The following is a 26,087-nucleotide window of genomic DNA, read 5'->3' as shown; positions in this document are numbered from 1 at the left end:
CGGACTGCGGGTGGTGGGGGAGGTGCGCGCGGGCGGCCCGTTCAGCGCGGGGCGCCGGCTGCGCCGTGGCGGCGGGCCTCGTCGGCGTCGGAGCCCTCGCCCCCGGCCCGGAAGGTACGGCGGTACGCGGTCGGGGTGACGCCGAGGACCGCCTGGAGGTGCTGCCGCATCGACTGGGCGGTGCCGAAGCCGGCGTCCCTCGCCACCTGGTCGACGGACAGGCCGGTGGACTCCAGCAGCTGCCGGGCCCGTTCCACCCGCTGCCGGGTCAGCCACTGGCCGGGGCTGACGCCGACCTCCTCGCGGAAGCGGCGGGTGAAGGTGCGCACGGACATGGCCTCCCGCTCCGCCATGTCCCGCAGCCGGATCGGCTCGTGGAGGCGGCGCAGTGCCCAGGCGCGGGCGGTGGTCGTGGTCGCCAGCTGCGGATCGGGCACCGGCCGGTGGATGTACTGCGCCTGCCCGCCGTCGCGGTGCGGCGGTACGACGGTGCGGCGGGCCACCTCGTTGGCGACCGCCGTGCCGTGGTCCCGGCGGACCATGTGCAGGCACAGATCGATGCCCGCCGCGACACCCGCCGAGGTCAGGATGTCGCCGTCGTCGATGAACAGGACGTCCGCGTCGACCCGGACCTTCGGGAAGAGGCGCTGGAGGTGTTCGGCCTCGGCCCAGTGCGTCGTGGCGGGCCGGCCGTCGAGGAGACCGGCGGCGGCCAGGACGTAGACGCCGGTGCAGATGGAGGCGATTCGGGTGCCGGGGCGGATGTGGGCGAGGGCGGCGGCCAGTTCGCCGGTCAGCACGCCCTGCTCGAAGACCGGGCCGAGTTCGTAGGACGCCGGGATGATCACGGTGTCGGCGGTGGCCAGGGCTTCGGGGCCGTGCGGGACGTGGATGTCGAAGTCGGCGTCGGTCTCGACCGGGCCCGGGGGCCGGACCGAGCAGGTGATCACCTCGTACAGGAGCTGTCGCCGGGCGTTCCTGGGCCGTCCGAAGATCCGGTGCGGGATGCCCAGCTCGAACGGGAGCAGACCGTCGAGGGCGAGGACGACGACGCGGTGCGGGCGGAGGCCGGACGAGCCGGTGGCCGGATCCATGGCCCGATCCTAGCGAACCCTGTCCTTTGGGCCAGTGGAGTGGAGAGCGGGCAGGCCGGAAGCTCTATGCCGTGCCCCAGACAACCGAAGCCGCCACCGCTCCCGAGCGCCGCCCGGCTCGGCGTACCCGCGTCCACCCCGCCTGGTTCGTCGCCGCCGTCACCTTCGTGACGATCCTCGGCGCCGCCGCCTTCCGTTCCCTGCCCGGGCTGCTCATCGACCCGCTGCACCGGGAATTCGGCTGGTCGCGCGGCACGATCAGCGCGGCCGTCTCGGTCAATCTGGCGCTGTACGGGCTCACCGCCCCCTTCGCGGCCGCGCTGATGGACCGTTTCGGCATCCGGCGGGTGGTCGCGGCCGCGCTGACCATGATCGCGGCCGGTGCCGGTCTGACGGTGTGGATGACGGCGGCCTGGCAGCTGATGCTGTGCTGGGGCCTGCTCGTCGGTCTCGGTTCCGGTTCGATGGCGCTGGCCTTCGCCGCGACGGTCACCAACCGCTGGTTCACCGAGCGGCGCGGGCTGGTCACCGGCATCCTCACCGCCGCCTCGGCCTCCGGCCAGCTGGTCTTCCTGCCGCTGCTGTCCTGGATGGTGGAGACGCACCACTGGCGCCCGGCGGCCGTCACGGTCGCCCTCGCCTCCCTCACGGTCGTCCCCTTCGTGTGGCTGCTGCTGCGCGACCACCCGGCCGACCTGGGGCTGATGCCGTACGGCGCACCGGAGTTCGTGCCGAAGCCGCCGCCGGCGGCCGGTGCCGCGCGCCGGGCCGTCACCGTCCTGGTCCAAGCCGCCCGTACCGGCCCCTTCTGGCTGCTCGCCGGTACCTTCGCCATCTGCGGGGCCTCCACCAACGGCCTCATCCAGACCCATTTCGTACCCGCCGCCCACGACGACGGCATCCCCGTCCGGGCGGCGGCCTCGCTGCTCGCGGTCATCGGCGTGTTCGACGTCGTCGGCACCATCGCCTCCGGCTGGTTCACGGACCGCTTCGAGGCGCGCCGGCTGCTGGCGCTGTACTACGCGCTGCGGGGCGTCTCCCTGCTCTTCCTGCCGATGCTGCTGGCGGGCGGCGTGCACCCCCCGATGCTCTTCTTCATCGTCTTCTACGGCCTTGACTGGGTCGCCACCGTCCCGCCGACCGTGGCGCTGTGCCGGGAGCGGTACGGCGAGGACAGCGCGATCGTCTTCGGCTGGGTGCTGGCCTCGCACCAGGTCGGCGCCGCGCTGGTGGCCTTCCTGGGCGGTGTCGCGCGGGACGCCTTCGGCTCGTACGACATGGTCTGGTACGCGTCGGGCGCGCTGTGCGCGGCGGCGGCGCTGATGGCGCTGGTGATCCGCCGCAGGCCGGTCGCGGCGGCGGACCCGCTGGTGGGGGCGGGCTGACCTGTCGCGCCGGGTGGGGGCGGCCCTGGAGGAAGCGCCCCCAGAGGAAGCGCCCTAAAGGAAGCGGCCCTTGTGGAACAGCAGGGGCGGCCGGTCCTCGTCGACCGCTCCCAGGGCGTCCACCCGGCCCACCACGATCAGGTGGTCGCCGCCGGTGTGCACCGCGTGGATCGTGCAGTCGATCCAGGCGAGCGCGCCGGTCAGACGCGGCGAACCGGAGGCCGGTGCCGCGTCGTACCGCACGCCCGCGAACTTGTCCCCGCCGCTCACCGCGAACCCGCGGCACAGCTCGCCCTGGTGGGCGCCGAGGACGTTCACGCAGAAGACGCCCGCGCGGGCGATGCGGGGCCAGGTCGCCGACGTACGGCCGACCATGAAGACGATCAGGGGCGGGTCGAGGGAGAGGGAGGAGAAGGACTGGCAGGCGAAGCCGGCGGGGCCGTCCTCGGGGCCGGTGGCGGGCGCGGTGACCACGGTCACCCCGGTCGCGAAGTTCCCCAGCACCCGCCGGAACCCGGCCGGGTCGACCGGTGCCCGCTCGTCCTCGCGGACGCACCGCAGCTCCGGGCGCGGCAAGACCTCCACGGGGCCGGTGCGGGGCCTCGACCTGAGGTAGCGGACGGCGGCCTCGGCCATTCCTGCTTGTCCCATCACGCCTTTCATTGAAGCTGACGGAGCGTCAGATGGGAAGCCCGGCGGACCACCGGAAGAGCCGACCGCCCGGGGCGGGCCGTCCGTCCGGGGCGGGCTAACGGCCTTCGTACTCGGGGCTGCGCCGCTCCACGAAGCTGCGTACGCCCTCCCGCGCGTCCGCCGTCGTCATCGTGATCTCCTGCGCGGCGGCCTCGGCGGCGAAGGCGGTGGCCCGGTCGGTGTCCAGGGCGGCGTTGACGAGCTGCTTGGTCAGGGCGAGGGCGCGGGTCGGGCCGGCGGCGAGGCGCGTGGCCCAGGCGCGGGCCGTCCTGTCCAGGTCCGTGTCCGGTACCACGCGGTTGACCAGGCCGAGGCGTTCGGCGTCCGCCGCGGTGAGCGCGTCACCGAAGAACATCAGCTCCTTCGCCCGCTGCGGGCCGACGAGCCGGGGCAGGAGATACGCGCCGCCGCCGTCCGGCACGATCCCCCGCCGGACGAACACCTCGATGAACGTGGCGGACTCGGCGGCCAGGACGAGGTCGCAGGCGAGGGCGAGATGCGCGCCGAGGCCGGCCGCGGTGCCGTTCACGGCGGCGAGCACCGGTTTCTCGCAGTCGAGGACGGCGGAGACGAGCCGCTGGGCGCCGGTCCGGATGGTGCGGGCGACGTCACCGGCGGTGCGCTCGCCGGTCGTCGAGGCCGCGCGCAGGTCGGCCCCCGCGCAGAACCCTCGGCCGGTGCCCGTGATCACGACCGCTCGCACCGCCGGGTCCGCGGAGGCCTCGTCGAGCAGCCGGATGACGCGTTCGCGCTGGTCGGGGGTGAGGGCGTTGCGGGTCTCGGGGCGGTTGAGGGTGATGTGCGAGACGTGGTTGTCAGTGGTGTGCCGTATCAATGAATCAGCGGATGTTCCGGACTCACGGGGGGAATCGGACATGGTCATCTCAGCTGCACACCGCCAGCGCGTCCAGCGCCACCGCTCCCTGTCCCCGGCCCAGCACCATCAGCGGGTTGATGTCGAGTTCCGCGAGGTCGCCGCCGAGTTCCAGCGCCATGCGCTGCACCCGCAGGACCACTTCGACCAGCGCGTCCAGATCCGCCGGGGGGCGCCCCCTGACCCCGTCGAGCAGGGCCCGCCCGCGCAGTTCGGCGCACATGTCGCGGGCCTGCTCCTCGCCGAAGGGCGGCACGCGGACGGCGGTGTCCCGCAGCACCTCGACCAGCACCCCGCCGAGCCCCACGGTCACGGTCGGGCCGAAGAGCTCGTCGTGGGTGACGCCGACGACCATCTCGACGCCCCGCTCGACCATCTGGCACACGAGGACGCCGTCCAGCGGGACGTCCTCGTAGCGCGCGATGTCGGTCAGCTCCCGGTAGGCGTCCCGGACCTGGCTGGCCGAGGTCAGCCCGATCTTCACCAGCCCCAGCTCGGTCTTGTGGGCGATCCGCGCGCCGGACGCCTTCATCACCACCGGGTAGCCCACCAGCCCGGCCGCGCGCACGGCCGCCGCCGCACTGGTCACCAGCTGCTCACGCGGCACGCGGATGCCGTACGCCCGCAGCAGCTGCTTCGCCGCGTGCTCGCTCAGCTGCTCTCCCGGGCGCATCAGTGCCTGCGCCTTGCGGAAGGAGGGCGAGGGGGTGCGGGGCGCGGAGTCGAAGGGCGAGCGGTAGCCGTCCGCGAACCGGTGGTGTCCGAGGTAGGCGCGGACGGCCGTGACGCAGTTGGCGACGGTGCGGAAGGTGGCCACGCGGGTCGAGCCGAGCAGGACCTCGCGGTAGGCGGGCTCGGTGCCGACCGGCGAGCCCCACACCACGCACACCAGCTTGTCCGTCCGCTCGGCCGCGTCCACCAGGTCCTGGACGAGCTTGTCGCTGAGCGGCGGGAACGGCCCGGTGATCGGGCAGATCAGCACGCCCACCGCCGGGTCGTCCAGGATCGCGTCGATGATCTTCCGGCCGCGCCGGTCGCCGACCGGGTGGCCGCCGTTGTCGACCGGGTTGGCCACGTTCAGGTAGGCGGGTATCCACTGGTGCAGCTCGGCCTGTTTGGCGTCCGACAGCGCCGGCAGTTCCAGGCCGGCCTCGGTGGCCAGGTCGGCGACGTGCGCGCCCGTGCCGCCCGAGATCGAGTAGACGACGACCCCGTCCGCGCGGGGCGGCCGGGCGCGGGCCAGCAGGGTGGCGGTGTCCTGGAGTTCGTCCAGGCCGTCGACCCGGATCACCCCGTACTGCCGCATCGCCGCGTCCACCACCGTGTCGGCGCCGGTCAGCTTGCCGGTGTGGGAGGCGGCCGTGCGGGCGCCGGTCTCGGTGCGGCCCGCCTTCACGGCGACGACGGGCACCCCGCGCCGGGCGGCGCGGTCGGCGGCGAGCAGGAAGGAACGGCCGTCCTTGAGCCCCTCGATGTAGCAGGCGATGGCACCGACCTCGGGCCGCTCGGCGAAGTAGGACAGGAAGTCGGAGGTCTCCAGGTCGGCCTCGTTGCCGGTGGGCGCCCAGTGGGAGAGGCGGACGCCCAGTTCCTGGAGGGCGAAGACGGGGCGGCCCTGGTGACCGGACTGGGTGATCAGGGCGATGGCCGGCCCCTCCAGATCGTCCCGGAACTCCTCGAAGGCGTTGAGGTTGGTGTTGGGGCCGAGCAGCCGCATCCCGGAGCGTTCGACGGCGGCGGCGAGCCGGGCCTGGGCGGCGGCGCCCTCCGCACCGGTCTCCGCGAACCCGGAGGCGAAGACGACCGCGAACTTCACCTTGGCCTCGGCCAGTTCCTCGACCACCGGAAGGGGGTCGGCGATCAGCAGCACGGCGAGATCGACCTGCTCGGGCAGGTCGGCGACGGAGGGGGAGCAGGGGATGCCGAAGACCGACGGGCGGGTGGGGTGCACCGGGTGCAGCCGGGCCCCGACCCGCTCGGACCAGGCGAGCAGCTGCCGGGTGACACCGGTGTTCGGCCGGCCCTCGGTGTCCGAGGCGCCGATCACCGCGACGGACTCGGGCCGGAAGAAGCGGTCCAGATCGGGGACGGCGGCGTACAGCGGCCGGCCGCTGACATCGAGGTCGTCCGCCTCGGCGGGGCGGCCGTGGACGGCGGGCCCGGGTCGCTCGCCACAGGCGATGACCCGGGCCCGGCGGGAGTCGGTGGTGAGAGTGCCGTGGGTTGATCCAAGCATCGGTCCGCCCGCTCCTGTGTGACAGCCAAACAACTGACGCAGTGTCAGGTTACAGAACTGACGGGTAGTCAGGAACGGGCCTGCACGCAAAGGTTGCCCGCTGAACCGGCCGGGGGCTGCTACAGCGCCGCCAGTACCTCCTTCGCCACCCGCTCGCCCGAGCGCACGGCACCGTCCATGAAGCCCATCCAGTGGGTGGACGTCTCCGTCCCGGCCCAGTGGATGCCGCCGACGGGTGCGCGCAGGGCGGGACCGTACTGGGTCAGCACGCCGGGCGAGGCGATGGAGACGGGGCCGCCACGGGTGTAGGCCTCGTTGTTCCAGCGTTGCAGGACGAAGGAGGAGGGGGAGGCCGCTTTCTCGCCGAAGTACCGCACGTAGTCCTTCAGGACGGCCGCCCTGACCTCCGCCTCGCTCGCCGCGTCCAGCGCCCGGGCCTCGTCGGCCTCGATGAAGCCCATCAGCGCGCCGTACGAGGCGTCGGGCGGGGAGTTGTCGAAGGTGGAACTGACCACGCCGGTGTCGCTGACGACCTGGCCGTTGAGTCCGTCGGCCCGCCAGAAGGGGGTGTCGTAGATCGCGATCGCCTTGCCGACCGAGGCCATCGGCAGGCGCTGGGTGAGCTGGTCGCGGGCGGCCGGCAGGAGGGGGTCGTAGGTGATGCGTGCGGCGAGGGGCGGGGGCGCGGCGACGACGACCTTCCTGGCGGTGACGGTGATGCCGTCGGCCGTCACGACGTACTGGCTGCCGGACCGGGTGATCGTGCGCACCGGGGCGTTCAGCACCACCCGGTCGCCGAGCGTGGCGGCGAGCTTGACCGGCACCAGCTGGGAGCCGCCGACGAAGCGCAGTTCCTGGGCGCCGTTCGCGGTCTCGGTGAGGCGTTCCAGGGTGCCGGCGCCGGACTCGTTGCCGGCGGCGGCGATGTAGAAGAGGACGAACAGGAGGGACAGCTCCCGGGGTTCGGCCGAGAAGATCGACGTGCAGGCCACGTCGAGGAGGAACTTGGCCGACGGGATGACGGCGTTGGCGCGCAGCCAGGTCTCGAAGGTCTGCCGGTCCCACTCCTCGGCCTTCGCGGCGGTCCAGGGCGCGTTCACCGGGATCTGCTTGGCCATGTCGTTCAGCATGGCCTGCACGACGGCCGCGTTGGCGAGGCCGGCCGCGTCGACCGGCGGCACCGCGCCGAGCAGTCCGTCGGTGGCGTACGGGGTCTTCTTGCCGTCCTTGTACAGGAGGTTCTTGCCGGTGTTGTGGGTCGGGAAGGTCGCCACGCCCAGGGAGTCGGCCAGCGCCTTGATGCGGTCCTGGGTGGGGCCGATGAACTCGCCGCCGCCCTCGGTGACCGAGCCGTTGCCGAGCCGGAGGCCCACGACCCGGCCGCCGACGCGGTCACGGGCCTCCAGGACGGCCACGGACCGGCCGGCCGCGACCAGGTCACGGGCCGCGGTGAGGCCGGCGAGGCCGCCGCCGACGATCGCGACGTCCACGGACCGGGTGGCCGCGGCGGCCGTACCGGCGGCGGTGGTGGTGAGGGTGACGGCGCCCGCCGTGGCGGCGGCACCGCCGAGCAGGGAGCGTCGGGAGAGCTGTCTTTCGCGTGCCACGTGCGTCCTCCGTCGTAGCGAGAGGTGGGGGTGGAGCCAGAAAGTGAACAGTGCTCAGATTCTGGCCCCGCGCGGCAGCGCCGTACAGCTCTCCGGGCACAACTGACCCGTAAGTAACAAGAGGAATACGTAGGAGAGTTGAGAGGTGTCTACGCCGTTCCGGTGTGCTTGGCGACCGCCTTCGCGATCTTCGGCGCGTCGATCGCCAGCTCGCGCAGGGCGCCGCTGATGGGGGTGACGAAGCCGGTGAAGTAGAGTCCGGGCGCGTCGCGCGGGGCCCGGGCGCCGTTGACGACGGGGTTGCCGCGCGCGTCGAGGACGTCGAGGTGGCCGACGAGGTTCTCCAGGGCACGGACGTAGCCGGTGGCCGCGATCACGGCGTCCGGGGAGACGCGGGTGCCGTCGGCGAGGACCACCTTGCCGTCCTCGAAACTGTCGACGGCGGCCACGATCTCGACGCGGCCCTCGCGCACGGCGTCGACCAGGCCGACGTCCAGCACCGGGATGGACCCCTGCCGGACCCGGCTGTAGAGGCCGGTGTCGGGGCGGGGCAGTCCGCGGGCCGACAGGTCCGGCACGCTGAGCTTCGCCAGGGGCCTCGCCAGCCGGTCGACCAGGCCGACCGGCAGCCGCCGTACGAGGATGCTCGTGTACTGGGAGGCCCACCCGGCCGTCGAGCGCCGCACGATGTGCGGAGTCGTCCGCACCGCCAGCCGGACCCGTGCGGCGCCGCCCTCCACCAGGTCGACGGCGATCTCGGCGCCGGTGTTGCCGGCCCCGACGACGAGGACGTCACGGCCCGCGAAGGGCTTCGGGCCGCGGTAGTCGCCGGCGTGCAGGAACTCGCCGGCGTAGGCGGCGCGGCCGGGCCAGTCGGGAAGGCGCGGGGTGTGGTTGTAGCCGGTGGCGACGACGACCGCGGCGCCGGTCAGTTGCCGGCCGCCGGTGGCGTGCAGCAGCCAGCCGGTGCCGTCGGGGGAACGCTCGACCCGGGAGACCTCGACGCCGGTGACGATCTCCAGCTCGTGGTGCTCGGCGTACTTCTCCAGGTAGCGCACCACGTCGTCGCGGGCGACCCAGCGCCCGAACCGGCGCGGCATCGGCAGTCCGGGCAGGGCCGACAGCCGGCGGGTGGTGTGCAGGTGCAGCCGGTCGTAGTGGCGCCGCCAGGACGCCCCGACCCGGCCGGACCTCTCCAGGACGACGGCGCGGACGCCCCGGGCGCGCAGGGCGTACGCGGTGGCGAGTCCGCCGGGACCGCCGCCGATGACGTACACGGGGCGTTCCGCGGGGTGCGCCGCGTGCTGTGTCGGCTCCGCGGGGCTCGCGGACGCTGGGGAGTCGGCCATGTGCGCGAGCGTAATCCCGGCCGCGGTTGATGGGTCTCGGTCAAGACCGGAATTGGTTGCGGATTGGTCACGGCTTGGCGGAGTTCTTCCGCGAACCCGTGCTCGTGGGCATCCACGAGGCCGGGTTCGGCGCCGGCTGCCGTGCGGGGGGCGCCTCCGTCGTCCTCCACGAGCTCCGAACCCGGCCTGGTCATTCGGTGCGCAGGGCCGTGGCGGTCCGGGCCCTGGCGGCCCAGCCGGCGGGCAGGAGCGCGCCCAGGATGGCGATGAGCAGGCCGCCGAGGACGAGCGGGAGCAGGTGGACCCCGTGGTAGACGGCGATGACGGAACCGGGGAGGCGGAGTCCCACGCTGTCGCCCATCGCGGGGAGGACCCTGCCGTGCAGGGCAACGCCGAGCGGCACGGCCAGCGCGCCCGCGACCAGCCCGGTCACGACGACCGAGGTGAGAACCATGGCGACGGTCTGCCGCGGGGTCATGCCGAGCGCCTTGTGGACACCGATCTCCCGGACGCGCTCGCGGGTGTCGAGCAGTACGCCGTTGAGCACGCCGAGCGCGGCGACGGCGACGAGCATCAGCGTGAGGGTCGCGGACAGCGCGTCGAGCGTGACGACCATGTCGCCGCCGGCGTCGAGTCCGCCCGCCTGAGCACGGGCACCCAGCGGTGCCAGGTCCCTGTTCAGCGCGTCCACGTAGCCGGTCACGTCGGTGCCTGACGTGACCGCGATGTGATGACTCGTCTCCGTCAGGTCGGGACGCGCGGCCGTGAGGGCCGAGGTGTCGGTGAAGACCTGCATGCCGTCGTTGCGGGGGTCGAGGACCTCACCGACGATCCGGACCGTGACCGGCTCGGCCAGGCCGCTCAGGGTCACGGTGTCGCCGACGCGGGCGCCGGTGGCGGTCAGGAAGGGGGTCGGGACCACGGCCTCGCCGGGCCGGTCGATCCAGCGGCCCGAGACCAACGTGAAGCCGCCCCAGGAGGCGTCGCCGGTGAAGGCGATCACGTCGATGACGCCGGTCAGGCCGGACACGGTCGCCCGTACCGTCGCGGCACTGTAGTACTTCCCGGTTCCGGCGGCGCTCCCGACGGCGGCGGCGACCGCGGCGGGATCGGCCTCGGGCCGCTTCCCGGAGTCAGGGTCTCGGGGTCCGAAGTCCGGCAGGGGCGCGGGCACGACGACGTCGGCGGCGTCGTGGGCCCTGGCTTTCATCACCTGGCCGAGCGAGGCACTCATCCCCACGGTGAACGTGACGGCGACGGTGCCGAACAGGATCGCCGAACCCATGGCCAGCGCGCGGGCGGGCCGCGCGAAGGGCCGGGCCAGGCCGAGGGCGACCGGCTGCGGCAACGGCAGCCGTCCGGCCAGACGGGCCGCCCACCGGCCGCGCCCCGCCGAAGCCGTACGCCCGACGGCGAGCGCGTCTACCGTACGCAGCCGGCCGGCCCGCCAGGCACTCGCCCACGCGGTCACCGCCACCAGGCCGAGCACCCCGGCGATCACCGTCAGGTCGACCCAGGGGGCGACCGCCAGGGACGAGGCGCCGTAGACCTCCGCGGTCTCGGCCAGTACGGGCAGGGCGAGCAGGTGTCCGGCGAGGACACCGAGGGCCGTGCCGACGGCGGCCGGGATCAGCGCCTGGCCCACGTGGGCCCGCACGACCTGGGCCGGGGTGAAGCCCACGGCCTTGAGGATGCCGATGCGGCGCGTCGCCGTGCCGACGGCCGACGCGACGACGTTGCCGACGGTGAGCACCGACATGACCAGGCCCAGGACGCCGAAGGCGATGAGGAAGGGGACGTAGAGGGCGGTGTCCCGCTCGGCGGACTTCCTGACGGTGAGCCATGACTGCTCGCCGATGGTTGCTCCCGGCGGCAGGGACTCCGTCACGGCCTTCCCGCCCGCGGTGATCCGCGCGGCGGTGCCCGCGTCGGTGAAGCGGTAGAGCATCTGGTAGCCGCCGCCGGGCGCGGTGAGCGCCGGCATCTGGGACGGGACCACCCAGGCGTCAGCTGTCCCCGTGACCGAGCGGGCCACACCGACCACCGTCAGTGCCGGACCGCCGGACAGGTCGGGGAAGGTGATCCTCACGCCCGGGGTCGGGACGAGCGGGGAGTCGGCGGACAGTACGATCTCGCCGGAGCGCGTGGGCCACCGCCCGTTCAGCAGGGCCACCTCGTCCACGTCCCGGCCCGGATCGGCCCGGCCGACCACGGTCATCGGCCACCGGGGGCCGGCCCCGTCCGACCGAGGGGTGACCGTCGTCGTACGGAATGGCCCGGCGGCACCGCTCACCCCCTCGGCGTCCTTGGAGGCCGACAGCTGCCCGGCGCTCACCTCGCCCGCGTCGAACTGGACGGACAGATGTGCGCCGCGCTGCTCGGCGAAGGCGTCGTCGAAGGGCGCGCCGGACACCGCGAGCAGCGATCCGCCGAGGACGGAGGCGGCCACCGCCATCATCGTGGCGAGCCCGATCACCAGCGTCCGCACCCGCCGCCGTTCCACCCCCGAGCGCACCACCTTGCCGAGCGCGCTCATCGGACGGCCTCCGAGGCGACGGCCCCCGGGGCGACGGCCTGCGAGGCGGCGTTCCGCGAGGTGATGTCCCGCGACCGGACGTCCTCGGTGATCCGGCCGTCGGCGATCCGGACCGTACGGTTCGTGCAGGACCGGGCCAGAGCCAGGTCATGGGTGACCACGACGATGGTCTGGCCCTCGGCATGGAGGCCGGTGAGCAGCCCGCTGACGTCCTGTCCGGCTGCCGTGTCCAGGGCCCCGGTCGGCTCGTCGGCCAGGAGCAGCGCCGGCCGGTTCATCAACGCCCGGGCCACCGCGACGCGCTGCCGCTCGCCGCCGGACAGCCGCCCCGGGTAGGCGCGGGCGTGCCGGTCGATGCCCAGCAGCTCCAGGAGTTCCGTCGCCCGGCGGTCCGCCTGGCCACGTGCCATGCCCGCCAGACGCGCGGGCAGGACGACATTGTCGGCGACGGTCAGATCGTCGAGCAGGTTGAAGAACTGGAAGACCATGCCGATCCTCGACCGCCGGTAGCGCGCCGCTCCGGCTTCGCCCAGCCGGTCCACCCGCACCCCGGCCACGGTGACGGTCCCCGCGTCGGGCCGGTCCAGGCCCGCGATCAGGTTGAGCAGTGTGGACTTGCCGCTGCCGGAAGGACCGAGGATCGCGACGGCCTCGCCGGCCCGCACGGTCAGCGACGCCTCGTGCAGGGCGGGCGGGCCGTCGTCGTATCGGCGGCTCACCCCGCGCAGTTCGATCACCGGCGTGGTCATGTGACGGCTCCTCGGATTGCCGGACGGCTGGCTCCGTGAACGCTAGGAGCGGGCCCCGCCCGCCCGCGTCACCCGCCCGGACCCCTTGCGGTACCGCCCGGGGACCGGGCCCCGGAAACGTCATCCCTGCGATGTAGGCGGGGGATGTACCCGGTGCGGTGGGAATGACCACCGGGACGGACTCGGAGGGCCCCGCTCGACGGCGACAATGAACCGGTGATGGACGTACCGACGACACCGGCGCGACTGCGGGAAGCCGCCCGCCGGACGGTCCGCGACGCCGGGCTCGCGAGCGGTCCGCCGCTGCGGCCCACCCGGCGCGCCTGGCAGTTCGACGCGCTGGTGGCGCTGGCACTCGGGATCACCACCGTGTACTACGGCATCGACAACGTCGACAACGTCGTGGTGCGTGAGATCGCCCCCGGGGTGGAGCGCGCCGTGCCGCGTCCGTCCGGTCCCGGGGGCCTGGCCCTCATGGTGACCCTCGCGGTCGTCGCCTCCGGTGCCCTGGCGCTGCGCCGCCGCTACCCGCTCGCCGTGCTGTGCGTCGTGACGGCCGCGACCCTGGCGACACCGCAGAGCGTCCTGCGGCTGACCTTCTACGCCTTCGTCATCGCCGTCTACAGCGCCGCCGTGTACAGCCCGTACCGGGTGGCGACCCTTGCGGCGCTGCCGGTGTCGGTCGTCCTGGTCGGCACCTCGGGCAACTCGGTGACGCCGATCGTGCCCAACGAGTACATCGCTCTGCTGATCCTTGTCCCGATGGCCGTGGCCGCCGTCGGCCTGCGCACCTGGAAGCTCCGGACCGACGAGGGCCGCACCCGGCTCTCCGCGCTGGAACGCGAACAGGCCGAGGCGCTGCGCCGGGCCGTCGCCCACGAGCGGGCCAGGATCGCCCGCGAACTGCACGACGTCGTCACGCACAACGTCAGCGTGATGATCATCCAGGCGGGCGCCGCCCGCAAGATCATGAAGAACTCCCCCGAGCAGGCCGGCGAGGCGCTGCTCGCCGTCGAGGCCGGCGGACGGGCGGCCATGACCGAGCTGCGCCACGTCATGGGACTGCTCACCATGACCGACGAGGGCGAGGGCGAGGGAGCGGACGGAGGCGCGGACCTGGCCGATCCGGCGGCGGTGCCGGCCCCGCAACCCGGCCTGGACCAGCTGGAGACGCTGGTCGGACGGGTGCGGGACACCGGACTGCCCGTCGACCTGACCGTGACCGGCCCGCCCCGTCCCCTGTCGCCCGGCCTGGAACTCGCCGCCTACCGCGTGGTCCAGGAAGCCCTGACCAACACCGTGAAGCACGCGTCCGGCGCCACCGCCGCCGTGACCGTCGAGTACGGTCCGGAACGGCTCCGGGTGGAAGTCACCGACACCGGTGGACACCCGGGCGCGGGCGCGGCCACCGGGAACGGCCGGGGCCTGATCGGCCTGCGCGAGCGCCTCGCCGTCCACGACGGAACCCTGAACACCGGCCGGCGCCTGACCGGCGGCTACCGTGTGGAGGCCCTGATCCCCTTGGAGACGCCGTGACCGAGCCGCTGCGGGTGCTCCTCGCCGACGACCAGACCCTGGTCCGCACCGGATTCCGGCTGATCCTCGGTGCCGACGGCATCGACGTCGTCTGTGAGGCGGCCAACGGGACCGAAGCGGTCGAAGGGGTCCGCCGCACGCGTCCCGACGTCGTCCTGATGGACGTCCGGATGCCCGAGATGGACGGTCTGGAGGCCACCCGCCGCATCCTCGCCGGCACCTCCGGCACCCCCCGCGTCATCATCCTGACCACGTTCGACCTGGACCGGTACGTCTACGCGGCGCTGTCCGCCGGGGCCAGCGGCTTCCTCCTCAAGGACGTCACCCCCGAGCTCCTGACCGCGGCCGTCCGCACGGTCCGTACCGGCGACGCTCTCCTCGCGCCCGCCATCACCCGCCGCCTCGTGCAGCGTTTCGCCGGAGCCGGGCATCGGTACAGCACGCAGCGCGGCGACGACACCTCCGCCCTCCACCGCGACCTCGCCTCGCTCACCCCACGCGAGCTGGAGGTCCTCGGCCTGCTGGCCCGGGGGCTGAGCAACGCCGAACTCGCCGCCCGCCTCCACCTGGCCGAGACGACCGTCAAGACGCACGTCGCCCGCATCCTCGCCAAGCTCGGACTCCGTGACCGTGTGCAGGCCGTCATCGTCGCCTACGAGACGGGGCTGGTCAGCGCCGGCGCGGGCGAGGCCGCCCAGGAGTCCGCCGAGCGGACGTAGACGGAAGGCGGGACGGGGACCGGTCGCCGGCACCAGCGCCTCGGGACGTCGCACAGCGGAACGGTACGGCGCCGGGCCCGACCGACTGTGCTCGTCCCCGGCGGAATCGGTCACGGTGGGTCGTCGGCTCGGTGTGGCCGTCCGGGTCGGGGACCAGCGCGCAGGACGAGGCGGAGCCGCCCGGCCCGCGCGCCGCCCGCGCGCCCAGGGCGATGCCGCCCATGGCGGCGACACCGGCGGTCGCGCCGGCCCTCCTCGGATTCCGGTGCACCTCCCGGATCCATGGAGGACGCGCAGATCCGGAGGAGGCGCAAAGGATCCGGGGCGGGACGCACGGGGTTCCCGAGCCCCGAGATCTGACGTACCGTCAGATCCATGGACGCGATCTGGCTCACCGGCGCCCAGTGGCTGGCGGTGCTGCGCATAGGACTCGGGCTGTGGTGGCTGGAGAGCTGGCGGCACAAGGACAAGAGCACCTGGTTCCAGGGCGGCGGGATCACCTGGGCCGCGGACATCGCCGCCAAGCACCGGTGGACGGCGGTCCGCAGCGGCTTCGGCGTGGTCGTCACCCCGCGCCCGAGGACCATGGCGTACGTCGTCGCCTACGCCGAACTCGCCCTCGGACTCGGGCTGATCCTCGGCTTCCTGACCCCGGTCGCCCTCGTCGGCGGCCTGCTGCTCAACGTCCTCTACTTCACGCTCATGATCCACGACTGGGCCGAGCAGGGGCAGAACTCGATGATGGCCCTCATCTCCGTGGTGGCCCTGTTCGGGATGTCGTGGCAGGAGTGGTCGGTGGACAGCGCCCTCGGGCTGTTCCGGTGAGCGCCGCCGGCCGCCGGTACGACCTCCCCGAGCCGGACGCCCTCACCCGCCCCTACTGGGACGCCGCCGCCGAGGGCCGGCTGCTGGTGCGGCGCTGCGGGGCGTGCGGACGGGCCCACCACTACCCGCGCGAGTTCTGCCCGCACTGCTGGAGCGAGGACGTCGTCTGGGCACCCGCGAGCGGCCGGGCCACGCTCTACACCTGGTCCGTCGTGCACCGCAACGATCTGCCGCCCTTCGACGCACGCACCCCGTACGTGGCCGCCGCCGTCGACCTGGCCGAGGGTCCCCGGATGATGACGGAGCTCGTGGAGTGCGCCCACGACGACCTGCGGGCCGGCCTGGAGCTGGAGGTCGTCTTCCGGGACGGGACACCGGTGGTGCCGGTGTTCCGTCCGCGCCGGTGAGACGGAGCGGCTTCAATGAACGGATGGCCCACGTCGACGATCACCACCGCCGATCCCCCTCCGCCTCTCCGTCCCCCTTCCCCGAACTGAGCGGGCACGGACTGCGCCTGCGTCCCTGGAACGCGGACTCCGACACCGACGTCACCACCTGGCTGCGCGGCTTCGGCGACCCGGAGTTCCGGCGCTGGAACACCCCGATCCGGCCGGTCACCGACGCCGCCGCCGCACGCGAGTCGCTGCTGTCCAGGGCCGCCCAGGCGGCGGACGGCACCTCGGCCTCGTACTGCGTGACGGACGCCGGCACCGGGACGGCGCTCGGGCACATCGGCGTCAACGCCATCCACCCCGACCTGCGCGTCGCCCGCGTCGGCTACTGGGTGCTCCCCGAGGCGCGCGGCCGCCGGGTCGCCACCCGCGCCCTGGCCCTCGCCGCCCACTGGGCCCACACCGGACTGGGCCTGCACCGCCTGGAACTCGACCACGCCGTCGGCCACGCCACCTCCTGCCACATCGCCGAGCGGTGCGGATTCCGGTACGAGGGGACCCTGCGCGGCGCCATGTTCGAAGCGGGCCGGCACGACGCGTTCCGGGACATGCACCTGCACGCACGCCTGGCCACGGACCCGGAACCGGCCCCGTGACCGGCCCGGAAAAATCAGGGGCGGCGCCCCGCCCCCGTACCCGACCATGAGGGATGCGCCCCGACCCCTGGCACCGCACCGACGACCTCGACCGCTTTCTGCGCCACGCCGGTGACTTCCTGCGCTCCCGGCCCGCCGCGCACACCGTCGCACTGACGGTGACCGAGAACCTGCGCACCCGCGGACCGCGGGCGTACGGCGACGAGCCGCCCGTCTACGGCGCGCTGGAGCGGGACGGCACCGTGCGGGCGGCCTACTTCCGCACCCCGCCGCACCGGCTGAACCTCACCGCCCTGACCGGGGAGGAGGCCGTCTCCCTCGCCGCGCACCTCGCCGACGCCGGCGAGCCGCTGCCCGGCGTGGGCGCGGACCGGGACACCGCGGCCGCCTTCGCCGCCGCCTGGCAGGCCCGCACCGGCGCCACGCCCGTCCTGCGCCAGCGCCAACGGCTCTACCGGCTCGGCACGTTGGCCGTTCCCGGACCGGCCCCCGAGGGGCGGGCCCGGATCGTCACCGAGGCCGACCGGCCCCGACTCCTCACCTGGTACGAGGAGTTCGCCGAGGCCGTCGGAGAACCCGCCGCCGGCGCGCGCTCCTGGGCCGACGCGAAGATCGCCCGGGGCGGTGTCACCTTCTGGGAGACCCCGGACGGCACGCCCGTGGCCATGGCCGGGGTGACCGTGCGGGCCGCCGGGCAGGTCCGGGTCGCCCCCGTCTACACCCCGGCCCCGCTGCGCGGCCGGGGCTACGCCGGTGCCGTCACCGCCGAGGTCAGCCGGGCGGCCCGGGACGCGGGCGCGGACGAGGTGCTGCTCTTCACCGACCTGGCGAACCCGACCAGCAACAGGCTGTACCGGCGGATCGGGTACCGGCCGGTCGCCGACTTCGCGGTGTACGACTTCGAGGCGCGCGACATCCCGGTGCGCGACGCCGGGCGGTAGCGTTCCCGGCGGGCGCGGCTCACGGCCACAGCAGCCGCCGGGTCCAGCCGCCCTCCCCGTGCCGGTACGCCAGCCGGACGTGCCGCCGCCGCTCGTCCCCCTGGAAGAACTCGACCTCCTCCGGCCGGAGCCGGTACAGCGTCCAGGAGGACACCGGGGCGCCCGGTTCGCGCCGCGCCCGCTCCCAGGCGGTCCGCGAGGCGTGCGCCAGCTCGTCGAGGGACCCCAGGAGATCGCTCTGCCGGCCGGTGAGGGCGGCCGCCAGCGCGCCCGTGGAGCGGGCGTGCAGATCCGCCTGCCCCTCCAGGGAGGGCGCCGCGGTGACCGGGCCCCGGATCCGCACCTGGCGGCCCAGGACCGGCCAGTAGAAGGCGAGGGCGGCATACGGGCGGGCCGCGAGCTGGCCGCCCTTCCGGCTGGTGGCGTGGGTCGCGAAGGACCAGCCGTCCGCGTCGGCACCGTGCAGCATCACGATCCGTACGTCCGGCAGGCCCTCCTCGTCCGCCGTCGCGAGGGACATGGTGTGCGGCTCGGTCTGCCCCGCCGCGACGGCCTCGGCGAACCAGGCGGTGAAGAGGGGCAGGGGAGTGCCGGGGGCGGTGTCCGGGTCGAAGGAGGGCAGCGCGGTGACCTCCGGGTCCCACACCCGCAGTGACCTCAGCAGCTGATGAAGATCGGTTCCCATGCCCCGATTGTCACGTGCCGCGGGCCTCAGACCGTGCCGAGGTCGGACGACACCCAGCGCTCGGGCCGCATCCGGACGACCACCTGCTCGCCGTACTCCTTCCAGGCGACGTCGACGTAGCCGTCCACCTTGTCGGCGGGGAGGTAGCGGGCGGAGATCTCCCGCAGCTGCTCGACGGTGGCGGGCGTGGTGTCGAGGACCGGGCCCTCGACGGACACGTACCGGAGGGTCGGCTCGACGCGGTCGACCATCAGCGTGAACCGGCCGGCCTCACTGATCAGCTGGTTCTTGCGGGAGTCGCGCGCCGTCATGATCCACACGGTGCCGTCGGGCTCGTACTGGTACCAGATCGGCACGGTGAGCGGGGCGCGCCCCGCTCCCGCGTCCACCGCCAGGGCGGCGATGTGCGGCTCGGCCAGGAACTGCTCGCGCTCTTCACGGGTCAGGGCCATGCAGGTCTCCTCCGGGCGGCTCGGGCGTTCGTCGACCACCACAACACCGGCCGTGGCAGACGTGTTCCGCCGGGACGGACCGATTCTCAGTCCCGCCCCAGCACCACGGTCCCCGCCGAGCAGAACCATCCGCCGGTCCCGGACGCCACTCCCAGCCGGGGCAACTCCCCGTCACGACACCGCACTTGGCGGGCTCCGGCCTCACCCCGCAACTGTCGTACCGCCTCCACCAGCAGGAACAGGCCGCGCATGCCCGGGTGCTGGGCCGACAGTCCGCCCCCGTCGGTGTTCACCGGCAGCTGCCCGCCGGCCACCTCGAGCCGTCCCTTCTCCACGAAGGCCCCGCCCTCGCCCTTCGCGCAGAAGCCGAGGTCCTCCAGGGTCACCAGCGTCATGTACGTGAACGCGTCGTAGATCTCCGCGAAGTCGATCTCCGCCGGGCGCACCCCGGCCCGCCGGAAGGCGAGCCGCCCGCTCACCGCCGCCGGGGACACCGTGAAGTCGGTCCACTCGGACAGGGAGGCGTGCGAGACGTGCTCCCCGGTGCCGAGGATCCACACCGGCGCGGTACGGCAGTCGCGTACGTACTCCTCGGCGGCCAGCAGGACGGCCGCGCCGCCGTCGGAGCGCAGACAGCAGTGCAGCTTGGTGAAGGGGTCCGCGATCATCGGGCCGGACAGGACGTCGTCCACCGTGACCGGATCGCGGAACATGGCCTCGGGGTTCAGCGCGGCGTTCGCCCGGGCCTGCACCGCCACCTGCGCCAACTGCTCCACGGTGGTGCCGTGTTCGGTCATGTGGCGACGGGCCGCCATGGCGTACTTGGCGATCAGCGTGTGCCCGTACGGCACCTCGAACTGGAGCGGGCCGCGTGCCCCGAAGGAGAGGTCCCCGGTCCGCCGCCCCGCCCTGATGTCGGCGCGGGCGGTCGAGCCGTACGCCAGCAGCACCGCGTTCGCGTGGCCCGCGCCGATCGCGTCCGCCGCGTGCGCCGCCATCACCTCCCACGTCGAGCCGCCGACGGAGGTGGAGTCGACCCAGGTGGGGCGCAGGCCCAGGTACTCGGCGACCTCCACGGGCGCGAGGGTGCCGGTGCCCGCCGAGGCGAAGCCGTCGACCACCGCCCGGTCCAGCCCCGCGTCGGCGAGGGCGCGGCGGGCGGCCTGGGCGTGCAGGGCATAGGGGGTGGCGTCGTCCAGGCGGCCGCAGTCGGAGAGGGAGACGCCGACGATCGCCACTTTCCGGGAGCGCGTCATGGATCTGACGGTACATCAGATAGCGACGGCCGAAGAGATGTCGTACCTCTGGGCATCCCCGCCTCGCCTGCCCTAATATGACGGACCGTCAGATCCAGCGGGTAGCGACGCCGGGGAAGCGCGCAGCGAGCGCGACACCGGCGGCGCGGGCAGGCGCAGGAGCAGGGCGGAGCAGGAGTCCGGCGGGCCTTCCGGCGGACCGCCGGCGGCGAAGGAGAGGGGCCCCATGGACACCGACCTCACCGCCGAGCAGGACGGGATCCGCCGCACCCTGCGCGACCTGCTGCGCGAGCGCTGCGGTCCCGCCGAGGTGCGGGCCGCCGCCGGCACCCCCGCCGGACACGACCCCGCCCTGTGGACCGCCCTCGCCGGACAGCTCGGTCTGCCCGGGCTCGCGCTCCCCGAGGAGTACGGCGGCGTCGGCTGCTCGGTGACCGAGCTGGCCCTCGCCTGCGAGGAGACGGGCCGCTTCCTGGCCCCCTCCCCGCTGCTTGCCACCGCCGGTCTCGTCGCCCCCCTCCTGCTCGCCCTGGGGACGCGGGCCCAGCGGGCGGAGCTGCTCCCGCGGATCGCCTCCGGCGCGCTCACCGCCGCGCTCGCCGTGTCCGGTCCCTGCCTCACCACCGCCCTCGCGCTGACCGGTGACAACGCCGGCGAGTGGGCCGGTGGCGGCCGTGCGGGCGGGGTGCAGGCCCGGCGGGCGGGGGAGGGCTGGCGGCTGTACGGACAGGTCGACCAGGTGCTCGACGGGCACAGCGCGAAACTGCTGGTGGTCGCCGCGCACGCCGGGGGGTTCGCCCGGTCGCGGACCCTGCTCTTCCTCGTGTCCGGGGACGCCGAGGGACTCGTCCGCGTACGGCAGACCGCGCTGGACCAGACCCGGCCGCAGGCGCGGCTCCAGCTGCGGGACGTGGCGGCGGCGTTGCTGGGCGAGGACGGCGCGGACGTGCTGGGCGCCCTGGCCGGGGCCGGGGACACCGTCGCCTCACTCCTCGCCTGCGAGGCCGTCGGGGCCGCCGACGAGGTGCTCGGCCGGACCGTCGGGCACGTGCGGCGGCGCGAGCAGTTCGGGCGGCCGATCGGGTCCTTCCAGGCGGTGCAGCACCGGCTCGCCGACGTGTACGTCCAGGTGCAGGCGGCCCGCTCGGCGGCGTACTACGCGGCGTGGGCCGCGCCGCGGGTGCCGGGAGGCGCGGTGCGCGGCGCCTCGCGGGAGGGGCGGTGGCCGGAGACGGGAGGGCGGGTCGGCGCCCTCGCCCTCGCCCAGGCACTGGAGGCGGCCCGCTGTGCCGCCGCCGAGGGGATCCAGCTGCACGGCGGCACGGGTTTCACCTGGGAGCACGAGGCTCACCTGTACTTCAAGCGGGCTTCGGGCGACGAGCTGCTGTTCGGGCCGGCGCACCGGCTGCGGGCGCACGCGGCCCGGGCGGCCCAGCTCTTCACGGACCGGGAGGCGAGGGTGTGATCGGCGTACGAGTGATCCAGAAGGTGTCATCGGCCCCGGGCTTCGCCAAGGTCGCCCCGTATGTGATCCCCGCCCTGGACCGGGCCGTGCACCGGCTCACCCGGGGCAAGGTGCTGCTCAGCGCGCAACTGCTGCCGGGCGTGATCCTCACCTCGACGGGCGCGCGCACCGGGCTGGTCCGGCGTACCCCGCTGGCCTGCATGCCGGAGGAGGGCGGAAGGAGCTGGATCCTGGTCGGCTCCAACTTCGGGCGGCCCGGGCATCCCGCCTGGACCGCGAACCTGCTCGCCCGTCCGGACGCCACGGTCAGCTGGAAGGGGCGGGACATCCCCGTCACGGCCCGGCTGCTGGCGGGGGAGGAGCGGGCGGCCGCGTGGCAGGCGGTGCTGAAGTTCTGGCCGCCGTACGCCACGTACCAGGCGCGGGTGGAGCGGGAGATACGGCTGTTCCGGATCGTGCGGCGGTGAGTGCTCCAGGGGGGACCGCCGGGCCGGAACAGCAGCAGGCGGTGGTTCACACGGGTGAACCACCGCCTGCCTGACAGGACTTCGAACCCGGGGCTATCTGGTCGGCTTCTTCCCGGTCACGCCGAGGTGCACCAACAGTGCGAGGTTCGGCCTGAGTTCGGCCGGTTTCACTCCCCAGGTCTGGAAGCCCTTCTGGTGGGAGGCGACCGCGGCGAGCATCGCGACGATCGAGCCGGCCACGGCCGCCGGGTTGACGTCCTTGTCGACCCGGCCCTTGTCCTGGAGTTCGGCGACCGCGTCGGACAGGGAGTTGTTCACCGAGTTCAGGATCTTCATACGGAGCTTGTAGAATCGCTTGTCGCCCTCGGCGGCCCCGAGATCGACGACCCTGAGGATCGCGTCGTTGCGGCGCCAGAACTCCAGGAACCCGTCGACGAGCTCCTGCGCGGTCTGCCAGCCCGCCTTGCCGACCCAGGAACGGCCGGCGAGCAGCTCGGTCAACCCGGCGCCCTCCGCGGCCATTTGCTCGGCGATCTCCAGGACGGCGCCTTCGACGTCCGGGAAGTACTGGTAGAAGGTGGCGGGCGAAGTCCCCGCCTTCCGGGCGACATCGATGACTTTGACGTCCCGGTAGGGGGAGGAGCTGAGCATCTCGCTGAGGCAGTCGAGCAGCTTCTGCCGGGTCGCCTGCCCACGCCGGCCGGCCACGCGGCCGTCGACGGTACGCACTTGTCCTGTCATGACGTCAGCTTACCGAGGGGTGATCGGAGCGCTATTCGGCCGACTGCAAATGGGGTGCGCGGGGGCGTGGAGGCTGGTGTGCCTGGTCTGCGCGGTGCGCAGGACGCCGTTACGTTGGCGGCATGGCCGAAAACAGGGCATCGGGGTTGGAAGAGGACGTCTACCCGGAGGGCGTCCCCTGCTGGGTGGACGCGCAGCTTCCGGACGTCGAGGCGGGCAAGCGGTTCTACGGCGAGCTCTTCGGGTGGACCTTCCGGGACGCGTACGGCGGCGGCGTATGGGCGCACCGCGCGGACCAGCCCGTCGCCGCGCTCGCCCGCAAGACGGACGGCCGCCTGCCGACCGTCTGGACGGTGTACTTCGCCACCCCGGACGCCGAGGGACTGGCCGACCGGGTCTGGGCGGCCGGCGGCCAGGTCGTCACCGCGCCCCTGCCGGTCGGCGAGCTGGGGGTGGCCGCGCTGGTCACCGACTCCGAGGGCGCCGTCTTCGGGCTCTGGCAGCCGGGCACCCACACCGGCTTCGGCAGCCGGCACGAGCCGGGCACGTTCGCGTGGGCGGAGCTGTACGCGCGGGACACCGAGACCGCCAACACCTTCTACGGCGGGCTCTTCCACGACGCTCTCTTCGGGTCGGAGGCGCGCCCCGACTTCGGCCGCGCGCTGGTCTCCGACGTCTTCCCGGTCGAGATGCCGCCGCACTTCCTCGTCCACTTCGCGGTGGCGGACTGCGAGGAGGCGCTCGGCACGGTGCGCCGGCTCGGCGGACGGGTCCAGGCGGCGCCCTTCACGACGTCGTACGGAAAGGTGGCCGTCGTCACGGACGATCAAGGGGCGTCGTTCGCGCTCCTGGAGCGCCAGGCCATCGCGTATTGATGTGAGACACCCCATTTGTCCTCTGGTTCGCCAGCGGCGCCCCGGCCAGGAAGAATCGGGGTGCGTGCCGCCACGGCGGTGCGGTGGTGAGACGCTGCACGGGGTCGCGTACATATGTGGGTGGCGCGGCTCGTACGGGGAGGTGGCAGGCAAGTGGTGGATCAGCTGACGCAGCACGATCCGCGGCGGATCGGGCCGTTCGAGGTGCTGGGACGGCTGGGCGCCGGCGGCATGGGGCTGGTCTATCTCGCGCGCTCGGCGTCCGGCCGGCGCGTGGCGATCAAGACGGTCCGCACGGAGCTCGCCGAGGACCAGCTCTTCCGCGTCCGCTTCACCCGGGAGGTGGAGGCCGCCCGCGCGGTCTCCGGCTTCTACACGGCGGCCGTGGTCGACGCCGATCCCCGCGCGGCGGTGCCGTGGCTGGCCACCGCGTACGTCCCCGCGCCCTCGCTCGAGGAAATAGTGAACGAGTGCGGGCCGCTGCCGGCCCAGGCGGTGCGCTGGCTGGCGGCCGGGGTCGCGGAGGCGTTGCAGTCGATCCATGGTGCCGGGCTGGTGCACCGGGACCTGAAGCCGTCCAACGTCCTCGTGGTCGAGGACGGCCCCCGGGTGATCGACTTCGGTATCGCGTCCGGCGTCTCGAACACCCGTTTGACGATGACGAACGTCGCCGTCGGCACCCCCGCCTACATGTCCCCCGAGCAGGCGAAGGACTCCCGCAGCGTCACCGGCGCGAGCGACGTGTTCTCGCTCGGTTCCATGCTGGTCTTCGCCGCCACCGGACACCCGCCCTTCCACGGCGCCAACCCGGTCGAGACGGTCTTCATGCTGCTGCGCGAGGGCCCGGACCTCGAAGGCCTCCCGGACGAGCTGCGCCCGCTCATCGAGTCCTGCATGCAGATGGAGGCGACCGCCCGCCCCAACCCGGCCGACCTCCAGGCCCAGCTGGCCCCCCACCTCTTCGGCTCCGGCTCCGACGACAGCGGTACGGCGTCGGCGTGGCTGCCCGAACGGGCGGTGGCGATGATCGAGACGCGCCGCGGCGGCCGTCCGGCGCCGAAACCGGCGCACAGCGGCCGGGCCCTGCCGCCCCCGCCGTCCCACGACCCCGTCGTCCCGGCGCCCGGTCCCGGCCCGGTGCCGTCCCCGCTGTCCGCACCGCCCGTCTCCGTCGGCGCCCCCGACACCGGCCCGGTACGCCTCGCGGGCGCCCAGGTGCCGATCGGGCCCGGACCGCGCGTCGCCGACGCCCGCGCCGCCGCCGTGAAGGCGCCCCCGCCGGAGGCCGGCCTGGTCGCCTCCTGGTCCAGGCCCCGCCCCGGCGTCAACGGCACGGAACCCGCCGTGGGCCCCGCCGTACCCGCGGTCCCCGCGCCGCCCCCGGAGACGGCGAGCGGCTGGCGGCCCTGGCGTTTCCGCATGTCGAACGATGTCTGGGGCACCCCGTCGGTGGCCGGTGACCTGGTCTACGTCACCTCCTTCGAGGTGCACGCCCTGGACGTGGCCACCGGGCGCCGCCGCTTCAAGACGCGGGACGTGGCCTGGTCGATGGCGGTCGCGGACGGCCGTGTCCACGCCTCCGACGGACCCACCCTGTTCGCCCTCGACGCCCGTGAGGGCGGCGACCTGTGGCGGCTGTCCACCGAAGCGTGGGTGTACTCCCTGAAGGCCGAACGGGGCACCGTGATCACCGGCACCCGCGGCGGCGGGGTCCAGGCCTGGGAGGCCTCCAACGGCCAGAAGCTGTGGGAGATCACCGGCTGCCAGACGGACTTCGAGTCCCTGGAGGCGGGCCCGGCCCTGCACGAGGGCACGGTGTACGTCTGGCAGGACGCCCGGCTGCGCGCCCTGGACGCCCGCACGGGCGACGAGCGCTGGTCGTACCCGATCGGCGACGCGGCCTCCTGCGGCCAGGTGCCGGTACGGATGACGCCGGGCCAGGACGGCTACGTGTACGTGTCCGCGGGGACCCGCGTGCTGGCGCTGGACGCGGCCGGCGGTCACGTCCGCTGGCACTTCGAGGCACCGGCGGTCTTCCTGTGCCCGCCGACCTTCGTGCCGGGCCCGGCGGTGACCGGCGGCGGCATCTACCTCGCCGACTACCTCGGCACGGTCTACGCCCTCGACGCCACCGACGGCCGCGACCGCTGGCGCATCGCCACCGAGGCCCGGTCGTCCGTCGACTCGGTGCTGGTGGCCGCCGGGCACGTGCACGTGGGCAGCGGCAAGGGGCTCTACACCCTGGACGCCGTCACCGGCACCCCGAAGTGGCGCTTCCAGGCGGGCGGCGACATCGTGGGCGCCCCCGCGGTCGCCGAGGGCCGCATCCACTTCGGCTCCACCGACCACCTGCTGTACACCCTCAAGGCCGACGACGGCCGCCTGCGCTGGAAACTCGCGACCGGCGGCGAGATCACCGGCTCCCCGGTCGTGAAGGACGGGGTGGTGTACGCGTGCAGCAAGGACCGGTGCGTGTACGCGCTGGACGCGGAGAAGGGGACGGGGACGGCGAGGACCACCTGACGCGGCCGTGTCCCCCGGCCGCTACGCCTCG

23 protein-coding genes are annotated in these 26,087 nt (G+C 73.9%); 11 read left to right on the top strand and 12 right to left on the bottom strand.

The genetic code is table 11. The features are described from left to right. Positions 1-41 precede the first annotated feature (41 nt). On the bottom strand, positions 42-1,094 hold the full coding sequence (locus QQS16_RS19270; protein WP_286063077.1) for a GlxA family transcriptional regulator: 1,053 nt from the start codon (positions 1,092-1,094) through the stop codon (positions 42-44). 71 nt (positions 1,095-1,165) lie between these two features. On the opposite strand from QQS16_RS19270, the gene QQS16_RS19265 reads away from it, so the two are divergent. Continuing rightward, positions 1,166-2,479, top strand: coding sequence for an MFS transporter (locus tag QQS16_RS19265; RefSeq protein ID WP_286063076.1), 1,314 nt, complete (start codon positions 1,166-1,168; stop codon positions 2,477-2,479). Positions 2,480-2,533: 54 nt separating this feature from the next. Here the strand turns inward: QQS16_RS19265 and QQS16_RS19260 are convergent, their stop codons facing one another. The 7 genes from QQS16_RS19260 to QQS16_RS19230 form a co-directional block, all read right to left on the bottom strand. Beyond that, positions 2,534-3,130 carry a flavin reductase family protein gene (locus QQS16_RS19260; protein ID WP_286063075.1) on the bottom strand — a complete coding sequence of 199 codons (597 nt, stop codon included), beginning with the start codon at positions 3,128-3,130 and terminating at the stop codon, positions 2,534-2,536. A 97-nt stretch (positions 3,131-3,227) separates the two neighbouring features. Then, complete coding sequence (locus QQS16_RS19255; protein ID WP_286063074.1) at positions 3,228-4,049, bottom strand: enoyl-CoA hydratase/isomerase family protein; 822 nt, start codon at positions 4,047-4,049, stop codon at positions 3,228-3,230. A 7-nt stretch (positions 4,050-4,056) separates the two neighbouring features. After that, positions 4,057-6,282 (bottom strand): acetate--CoA ligase family protein, encoded by a 2,226-nt coding sequence (locus tag QQS16_RS19250; protein WP_286063073.1) that lies wholly within the window; start codon positions 6,280-6,282, stop codon positions 4,057-4,059. Positions 6,283-6,401: 119 nt separating this feature from the next. Then, positions 6,402-7,889, bottom strand: a complete 1,488-nt coding sequence (locus QQS16_RS19245; protein WP_286063072.1) for a flavin monoamine oxidase family protein — start codon at positions 7,887-7,889, stop codon at positions 6,402-6,404. A gap of 149 nt (positions 7,890-8,038) precedes the next feature. After that, positions 8,039-9,238 carry a flavin-containing monooxygenase gene (locus QQS16_RS19240; protein ID WP_286063071.1) on the bottom strand — a complete coding sequence of 400 codons (1,200 nt, stop codon included), beginning with the start codon at positions 9,236-9,238 and terminating at the stop codon, positions 8,039-8,041. Positions 9,239-9,428: 190 nt separating this feature from the next. Continuing rightward, positions 9,429-11,774, bottom strand: a complete 2,346-nt coding sequence (locus QQS16_RS19235) for an ABC transporter permease (protein ID WP_286063070.1) — start codon at positions 11,772-11,774, stop codon at positions 9,429-9,431. Beyond that, the gene (locus tag QQS16_RS19230; RefSeq protein ID WP_286063069.1) at positions 11,771-12,523 is read right to left on the bottom strand and encodes an ABC transporter ATP-binding protein; all 753 of its coding nucleotides are present in this window, start codon (positions 12,521-12,523) and stop codon (positions 11,771-11,773) included. The genes QQS16_RS19235 and QQS16_RS19230 overlap by 4 nt, the downstream gene beginning before the upstream one ends. A 219-nt stretch (positions 12,524-12,742) precedes the next feature. On the opposite strand from QQS16_RS19230, the gene QQS16_RS19225 reads away from it, so the two are divergent. The 6 genes from QQS16_RS19225 (at position 12,743) to QQS16_RS19200 (ending at position 17,592) form a co-directional block, all read left to right on the top strand. Next, entirely contained in the window at positions 12,743-14,059 is a 1,317-nt protein-coding gene (locus QQS16_RS19225; RefSeq protein WP_286066382.1) for a sensor histidine kinase, read from the top strand. Further along, positions 14,056-14,778, top strand: a complete 723-nt coding sequence (locus tag QQS16_RS19220) for a response regulator (RefSeq protein WP_286063068.1) — start codon at positions 14,056-14,058, stop codon at positions 14,776-14,778. Before QQS16_RS19225 ends, QQS16_RS19220 begins: the two co-directional genes overlap by 4 nt. A gap of 375 nt (positions 14,779-15,153) precedes the next feature. Further along, positions 15,154-15,603, top strand: coding sequence for a DoxX family membrane protein (locus tag QQS16_RS19215; RefSeq protein WP_286063067.1), 450 nt, complete (start codon positions 15,154-15,156; stop codon positions 15,601-15,603). Next, positions 15,600-16,010 carry a Zn-ribbon domain-containing OB-fold protein gene (locus QQS16_RS19210; RefSeq protein ID WP_286063066.1) on the top strand — a complete coding sequence of 137 codons (411 nt, stop codon included), beginning with the start codon at positions 15,600-15,602 and terminating at the stop codon, positions 16,008-16,010. The genes QQS16_RS19215 and QQS16_RS19210 overlap by 4 nt, the downstream gene beginning before the upstream one ends. Positions 16,011-16,033: 23 nt before the next feature. Then, positions 16,034-16,651 (top strand): GNAT family N-acetyltransferase, encoded by a 618-nt coding sequence (locus QQS16_RS19205; RefSeq protein WP_286063065.1) that lies wholly within the window; start codon positions 16,034-16,036, stop codon positions 16,649-16,651. Positions 16,652-16,704: 53 nt separating this feature from the next. Further along, on the top strand, positions 16,705-17,592 hold the full coding sequence (locus QQS16_RS19200; protein WP_286063064.1) for a GNAT family N-acetyltransferase: 888 nt from the start codon (positions 16,705-16,707) through the stop codon (positions 17,590-17,592). Between the two features lie 19 nt (positions 17,593-17,611). On the opposite strand, the gene QQS16_RS19195 is transcribed toward QQS16_RS19200, so the two are convergent. The 3 genes from QQS16_RS19195 to QQS16_RS19185 all read right to left on the bottom strand — a co-directional run bounded on the left by QQS16_RS19195 (position 17,612) and on the right by QQS16_RS19185 (position 19,985). Beyond that, the gene (locus QQS16_RS19195; protein WP_286063063.1) at positions 17,612-18,277 is read right to left on the bottom strand and encodes a pyridoxine/pyridoxamine 5'-phosphate oxidase; all 666 of its coding nucleotides are present in this window, start codon (positions 18,275-18,277) and stop codon (positions 17,612-17,614) included. Between the two features lie 26 nt (positions 18,278-18,303). After that, complete coding sequence (locus tag QQS16_RS19190) at positions 18,304-18,729, bottom strand: pyridoxamine 5'-phosphate oxidase family protein (protein ID WP_286063062.1); 426 nt, start codon at positions 18,727-18,729, stop codon at positions 18,304-18,306. An 86-nt stretch (positions 18,730-18,815) separates the two neighbouring features. Beyond that, positions 18,816-19,985: a thiolase C-terminal domain-containing protein gene (locus QQS16_RS19185; RefSeq protein WP_286063061.1), complete on the bottom strand. Its 1,170-nt coding sequence runs from the start codon at positions 19,983-19,985 to the stop codon at positions 18,816-18,818. A gap of 226 nt (positions 19,986-20,211) precedes the next feature. Here QQS16_RS19185 and QQS16_RS19180 point away from each other — a divergent pair, with 226 nt between their 5' ends. Together QQS16_RS19180 and QQS16_RS19175 are read left to right on the top strand one after the other, a co-directional pair. Beyond that, positions 20,212-21,450, top strand: a complete 1,239-nt coding sequence (locus QQS16_RS19180) for an acyl-CoA dehydrogenase family protein (protein ID WP_286063060.1) — start codon at positions 20,212-20,214, stop codon at positions 21,448-21,450. After that, a complete protein-coding gene (locus tag QQS16_RS19175; protein ID WP_286063059.1) occupies positions 21,447-21,917 on the top strand; it encodes a nitroreductase/quinone reductase family protein in 471 nt (156 codons plus the stop codon). The genes QQS16_RS19180 and QQS16_RS19175 overlap by 4 nt, the downstream gene beginning before the upstream one ends. Positions 21,918-22,010: 93 nt before the next feature. Here QQS16_RS19175 and QQS16_RS19170 read toward each other — a convergent pair whose 3' ends face one another. Then, the gene (locus tag QQS16_RS19170) at positions 22,011-22,646 is read right to left on the bottom strand and encodes a TetR family transcriptional regulator (RefSeq protein WP_286066381.1); all 636 of its coding nucleotides are present in this window, start codon (positions 22,644-22,646) and stop codon (positions 22,011-22,013) included. A 134-nt stretch (positions 22,647-22,780) separates the two neighbouring features. On the opposite strand from QQS16_RS19170, the gene kbpA reads away from it, so the two are divergent. Both kbpA and afsK read left to right on the top strand, forming a co-directional pair. Then, positions 22,781-23,533 (top strand): AfsK-binding protein KbpA, encoded by a 753-nt coding sequence (gene kbpA / locus QQS16_RS19165; RefSeq protein ID WP_286063058.1) that lies wholly within the window; start codon positions 22,781-22,783, stop codon positions 23,531-23,533. 153 nt (positions 23,534-23,686) lie between these two features. Then, on the top strand, positions 23,687-26,056 hold the full coding sequence (gene afsK, locus QQS16_RS19160) for a protein serine/threonine kinase AfsK (RefSeq protein ID WP_286063057.1): 2,370 nt from the start codon (positions 23,687-23,689) through the stop codon (positions 26,054-26,056). Positions 26,057-26,087: the final 31 nt, after the last annotated feature.

It is taken from the genome of Streptomyces sp. ALI-76-A (assembly GCF_030287445.1).
Classification (GTDB): Bacteria; Actinomycetota; Actinomycetes; order Streptomycetales; family Streptomycetaceae; genus Streptomyces.
Note: the sequence above shows the minus strand (reverse complement) of the source record. Positions and strands in the feature narration are given on the sequence as shown.